The 1282-nt window shown below is 38.7% G+C and carries 1 protein-coding gene; it reads left to right on the forward strand.

The annotated features are described in order from the left end of the window. Positions 1-88: 88 nt before the first annotated feature. Positions 89-1216, forward strand: coding sequence for an ISAs1 family transposase (locus tag DNK85_RS11060; protein WP_119329607.1), 1128 nt, complete (start codon positions 89-91; stop codon positions 1214-1216). Positions 1217-1282 lie beyond the last annotated feature (66 nt).

The following is a 1282-nucleotide window of genomic DNA, read 5'->3' on the forward strand; positions in this document are numbered from 1 at the left end:
CAGGGTCACCTCATTAAAAAACAGGTGACATCTAGCAAATTATGTGGAATAAGCATTTGTTATAAGGGATTTACCATGTTTGTTTATAATGTCGACTAAAGAGCCAGAGTTTTTAGATTTTTTTAAAGAGGTACCAGATCATCGCATTGAACGCAGAAAGCTTTACAGTGTTGAGGAAATATTGTTGTTAAGCTTTTGTGCAGTTATTTCAGGTTGCTCAAGCTGGGATGATATCGAGCTTTATGGGCAAACAAAATTAGATGAATTACGTTTGTATTTACCCTATGAAAATGGCTGTCCAAGTGATGATACGCTAAGGCGTTTTTTCCGCACCCTTGATAGTAAGGCATTTGAAGATGCTTTTATAAAGTGGGTGCAGTCATTTCAGCTAAATCTTGAAGCAAAAGTGGTTGCCGTAGATGGCAAAACTTCAAGGCGAAGTTTTGATGGTAACTCAAAGCCTATGCATATGGTGAGTGCTTTTGCCAGTGAATTTGGCGTTGTTCTAGGGCAGTTAAAAACACATGCAAAATCCAATGAAATAACGGCTATACCAGAGCTGATAAAACTGCTGGATTTGAAAGGTGCTATAGTGACAATAGACGCGATGGGTTGCCAGCATAAAATCGCAACTCAAATCACCGGTCAAGGGGCTAGCTATATATTTTCACTAAAGGGTAATCAATCGACCTTGCATGATGATGTTAAAACTTTTTTTGAGGCACCACCAAGATCATCAAAAATTGAAGAAACAGAGCAAATTGATAAGGCTCATGGTTGTTTTGAGCATCGTAAATGCAGAGTGTGCAAAGAAGTTGACTGGCTCAAGGAACAACATGAAAACTGGTCAAGCATTTCATCCATTATCGAGATTGAGAGCATACGCGAGGTGAAAAATGTTATCAGCACAGAGAAACGTTATTATATTTCGAGCTTAAATACTGACGCCTTAACACTTCTTAAGTCTATCCGATTTCACTGGGGCGTTGAGAACCAATTGCATTGGGTGCTGGATATGACGTTTGAAGATGATCAGAGTCGCATTCGCAAAGGTAATGCACCCGCTAATATGGCTGTTGTAAAGAAAATAACAATGAACCTGTTAAGAGCCTTAAAGCAAAAGCCTGAGCACAAAAGGAAAAGCCTTAAAGTAATGAGAAAAATGGCAGGTTGGAATCCCGTGTTTCTAGACGAAATTTTAAGGGCTAAATTTTAATGAGGTGACCCTGTTGGTATCTCAAGTTTTGAGAAAATCATTACTGAAGGTTACGTTTATATCGAT

The sequence above is a fragment of the Cysteiniphilum halobium genome (assembly GCF_003574425.1).
Taxonomy (GTDB): Bacteria; Pseudomonadota; Gammaproteobacteria; order Francisellales; family Francisellaceae; genus Caedibacter; species Caedibacter halobius.

What these genes read in the sequence shown, in the direction of transcription:
- DNK85_RS11060 (WP_119329607.1), top strand. Translation starts at nt 89, where the DNA reads ATGTCGACTAAAGAGCCAGAGTTTTTAGATTTTTTTAAAGAGGTACCA.